This window comes from Imhoffiella purpurea (genome assembly GCF_000585215.1).
GTDB classification, from domain to species: domain Bacteria; phylum Pseudomonadota; class Gammaproteobacteria; order Chromatiales; family Chromatiaceae; genus Imhoffiella; species Imhoffiella purpurea.
Window position 1 is genome coordinate 1 of the sequence record NZ_AONC01000107.1, and the last position, 3995, is coordinate 3995.

3 protein-coding genes and 1 pseudogene are annotated in these 3995 nt (G+C 57.5%); 3 read left to right on the plus strand and 1 reads right to left on the minus strand.

From position 1 onward, the window contains the following. Positions 1-73: 73 nt before the first annotated feature. Genes tviB through D779_RS20495 form a run of 3 tightly spaced genes read left to right on the plus strand, consistent with a single transcriptional unit; the run spans position 74 to position 3535 of the window. Positions 74-1363, plus strand: coding sequence for a Vi polysaccharide biosynthesis UDP-N-acetylglucosamine C-6 dehydrogenase TviB (gene tviB, locus D779_RS20485; protein WP_081763643.1), 1290 nt, complete (start codon positions 74-76; stop codon positions 1361-1363). A gap of 59 nt (positions 1364-1422) precedes the next feature. Further along, positions 1423-2799, plus strand: coding sequence for a lipopolysaccharide biosynthesis protein (locus tag D779_RS20490; RefSeq protein ID WP_043758259.1), 1377 nt, complete (start codon positions 1423-1425; stop codon positions 2797-2799). Beyond that, positions 2789-3535, plus strand: a complete 747-nt coding sequence (locus D779_RS20495; RefSeq protein WP_052348336.1) for a class I SAM-dependent methyltransferase — start codon at positions 2789-2791, stop codon at positions 3533-3535. Before D779_RS20490 ends, D779_RS20495 begins: the two co-directional genes overlap by 11 nt. 79 nt (positions 3536-3614) lie before the next feature. Here D779_RS20495 and D779_RS21960 read toward each other — a convergent pair. Beyond that, a pseudogene (locus D779_RS21960) lies at positions 3615-3890 on the minus strand (ISAzo13-like element transposase-related protein); the annotation flags it as partial. Positions 3891-3995 lie beyond the last annotated feature (105 nt).

The window sequence follows — 3995 nt, forward strand, 5'->3', positions numbered from 1 at the left end:
TGGCCACCGTGCAGACGAACGAGTCGACAGCGGGCGAGCCCGAAGACAGCTGGGGCCAGGATGTTCACCTTACGTGACCTTCAAAGCCCTGGACCTAAAGCACCTGAAGATCGGTATCCTTGGCCTCGGCTATGTCGGTCTCCCGCTTGCGGTCGAGCTTGGCAAGCGCTTCCCGACACTCGGCTACGACCTCAACCGGGCGCGCGTTGCGCAGCTTCGCCAAGGCTATGACTCCTCGCTGGAGGTCGAGCCCGAAGATTTGCAACAAGCCAGCCAGCTCAGCTACGCCGACGCACCGGAGGCGCTGACCGGCTGTGACGTCTATGTCGTCACCGTGCCCACGCCCATCAACGCCCACCGCCAGCCCGACCTGCGCCCGCTCCAATCCGCAAGCCTCCTGCTCGGCAAGGTCATCCAGCCCGGCTGCGTCGTGGTCTTCGAGTCCACCGTCTACCCGGGCGCGACCGAGGAGGTCTGCATCCCCATCATCGAGGAGCACTCGGGCCTGAAGTACAACCAGGACTTCTACGCCGGCTACAGTCCGGAGCGCATCAACCCCGGCGACAAGGAGCACCGCCTCACGACCATCAAGAAGGTCACCTCTGGCTCCACGCCCGAGGTCGCCCGTTTCGTCGATGCCCTTTATGGCTCGGTCATCACGGCGGGGACGCATCTGGCGAGCAGCATCTGCGTCGCGGAGGCCGCCAAGGTCATCGAAAACACCCAGCGCGATCTCAACATCGCCCTGATCAACGAGCTCGCCCTCATCTTCAACCGGCTCGGCATCGACACCCAGGAGGTGCTCGAGGCGGCCGGCACCAAGTGGAACTTCCTGCCCTTCCGCCCCGGCTTGGTGGGCGGGCACTGCATCGGCGTCGACCCCTATTATCTCACCCACAAGGCGCAGGAGATTGGCTACCACCCCGAGGTCATCCTGGCCGGCCGACGACTCAACGACAGCATGGGCGCCTATGTCGCCGGTCAGGTCATTAAGCTGATGAGCCGGCGCCACCTGCTCAACGCGACCACCCGCGTGCTGGTGCTCGGCCTGACGTTCAAGGAGAACTGCCCGGACCTACGCAATACGCGCGTCGTGGACATCGTCGCCGAGCTGGAGGACTATAGGATCCAATGCGACGTCCACGACCCCTGGCCGAGCGCCGCGGAGGCCGAGCACGAATACGGCATCCGGCTCATCGAGCAGCCCGCGGCCGCGCACTACGACGCCGTCATCCTCGCCGTCGCGCATCGCCAGTTCGTCGAGCTGGGCGCCGAGCGGATCCGCGCCTTCGGCAAGCCGGACGCCGTGCTCTACGACGTCAAGGCGGTGCTCCCGCGCGAAGCGGTCGATGCGCGGCTCTGAGCGCGACTCAATGTCAGGCATAAGACATATCCGTTCCCAAATTGACATGAGCCGTAGCGATGCTCAGTGAAATGGGCAGAAGACTCCGGTGCGGTTTTGGCGCCAATGTGTATGGTCAGGGCATAGTGATCCTGATCCAGCTCGTCGGGGTTCCGATTCTGCTTCATGCCTGGGGGCTGAAAATGTATGGCGAATGGCTGATTTTGTCTGCCATTCCCGTGTACCTGTCGATGACGGATCTGGGCTTCTCGAAGTCCGCTGGGAACGATATGGCCGCGCGCGGGGGGCGCGGTGACTTTGCAGGGATGCTGTGTGTTTTTCAAAGCCTTGCCATCCTAGTCTATTCCGTTGCTGCGCTAGGCATCATTCTAGCTGCCGTGCTACTAACAGCCCTGCCTCTTCATGAATGGCTTGACCTGTCACGATTGAGCGCCTCCGATGTCCGCTGGATCCTTTGGCTGTTGGCCGCCGAGGTGCTTGTCAAGCTCACCGATGGTGTCAGTCATGCTGGATATCGAGCTAATGGTGACTATGCTTTTCATACCAGCGTTTATTACACCACGTCCTTTGTTCAACAATCGTCTATATGGCTACTTGCGTCTCTCGGCTACACCCCCGTGGTTGCTGCTCTAAGTTCTTTACTTGTGCGCTGTATAGTGACACCATCCGTTGCTAGGATCTTGGTAGTACGTCATCCGCATCTAAGATTCGGTGTCACACACGCCAGCATGTCGGTGATTAAGGCGCTAGTCCGCCCCGCGCTTGCCAACCTTGCCATACCTCTTGCTCAAGCCACCAACACCCAGGGTTTTGTTCTTGTTATCGGCGCACTGCTTGGGCCGACCGCTGTGGTCATCTTCTCCACTCAGCGCACCCTCACCCGGCTGACGCTGCAAATGGTAATTTCAGTCTGCCAGGCCCTGGAGCCGGAACTCGCACGGGCTTGGGGCGCAGGCAACCAGGATCTCTTGCGACGGCTTTATGTGCGTGGCTTCGCTCTTGCCTTCTGGTTGGGATTCGCTAGCATGATAGCCTTGTATGCGATTGGCCCTTGGATCCTGGAGTTTTGGACGGGTGGACATGTCCATATGGACCACATCCTATTCAAGTGGCTGCTATTGTCCGCTTTCGTGTCCGTCTTATGGTATAGCGGACTTAACCTTCTCAGGGCGGTGAACCGCCATCTGCGCGCTGCTGTATGGTACGTAGGCGGCGCTCTTGTATCTATACTGCTTGCGGCGCTGTTACTACAAGTTTCAGGACGTCTTGCCAATGCTGGTCTAGCTTCGCTCTTCATGGACGGACTTATGGCAATATATCTTATCGGAGTCACAACCCGCTTCATTCAAATCTCTCCTTCGAGATTGTTGCTCACGGTTCTCGACCTGCCTAATCTCGTCAATGTATTTTTTGGCCGAGCTTTCCATGGAAACTGACTCAAGCGCTCGCTACCGCCAGCGCATCTACGCCAGCTATGTGAACGCCCGCAAAGAGCCGTTGGCTCCACGTACACTTGCAGGGCTTGAGACGCGTATGCCCTATTTACGGCATATGATTCGCCGATACCTACCAAGTGACCGGCGAGCAGCGATTCTGGAGCTTGGTTGCGGACATGGTGCACTCTTATATGCACTTCTGCAGGCTGGTTATACGCAAGCACGTGGAGTCGACGGGTCTGCCGAGCAAGTCGAGGCTGCGAAACAGCTAGGCGTAATTGGGATAACTCAGGGGGATGTAATGACAGCTTTGTCCGACACGGGGACAGCCTCAGTGGATGTTATTATTACCTTCGATTTCATCGAGCACTTGACCAAGTCGGAGCTGATCCCGTTCGTCGATGAGGTCCACCGGGTGCTTCGTCCCGGCGGCCGGTGGATCCTCCATGTTCCGAATGGAGAAAGTCCCCTTGCCGGGAAAATTCGCTATTCCGACTTCACTCACGAGCTTGCCTTTACGAGAACCTCGTTGACACAACTCTTGAAAGCTAGCGGCTTTTCGGATGTCGACTGCTTTGAGGACCGTCCAGTGCCTCACGGGCTCAGGAGCCTGATCCGGGCTATACTATGGCGGATTATCCGGATATTCTTGGTATTCTATATCGCGGTGGAGACAGGTGGAATCGATCGGAGAGCAGTCTTTTCGCAGAACATGCTAGCGGTAGCCCTGCGTTGACTGCTCCACTCTGCGTCTCCATCTTCTCGGTGGGTTTCGCTCGTTCAATTAGTAATGATTCAAAAATAAGCCGTACATATCAATTGCAGAAACCGTTGGCATCGACAACGTAATTCCATTGTCCGAGCCTTTCGTCATGGCAAATGAATCGATCCTTGATCTCGCGAAAGGTGTCAGAGCACCGACGCCCGATTTCATAGACTGTATCAAGGATGCAGGCAGTCACTCTCAGTCCTGTGTGGGTGCGCGTGCGCTCGACGGCTTTGAGAGCCGTTTCGGGCGCATCGAAGATCAGCCCCTGCCAGGTACGCTCGATGTGACAGAACAGCCGATGTTCGATTGGATTCCACTTCGATGTGTAGGGCGGATCTCAGTACAGTGCATTTCATATTAAGTTTTTGATTATAATGGCATCGTCTTGAGACTCTACCCCCAACGTTACGATGCCCGAAGCCCGCAC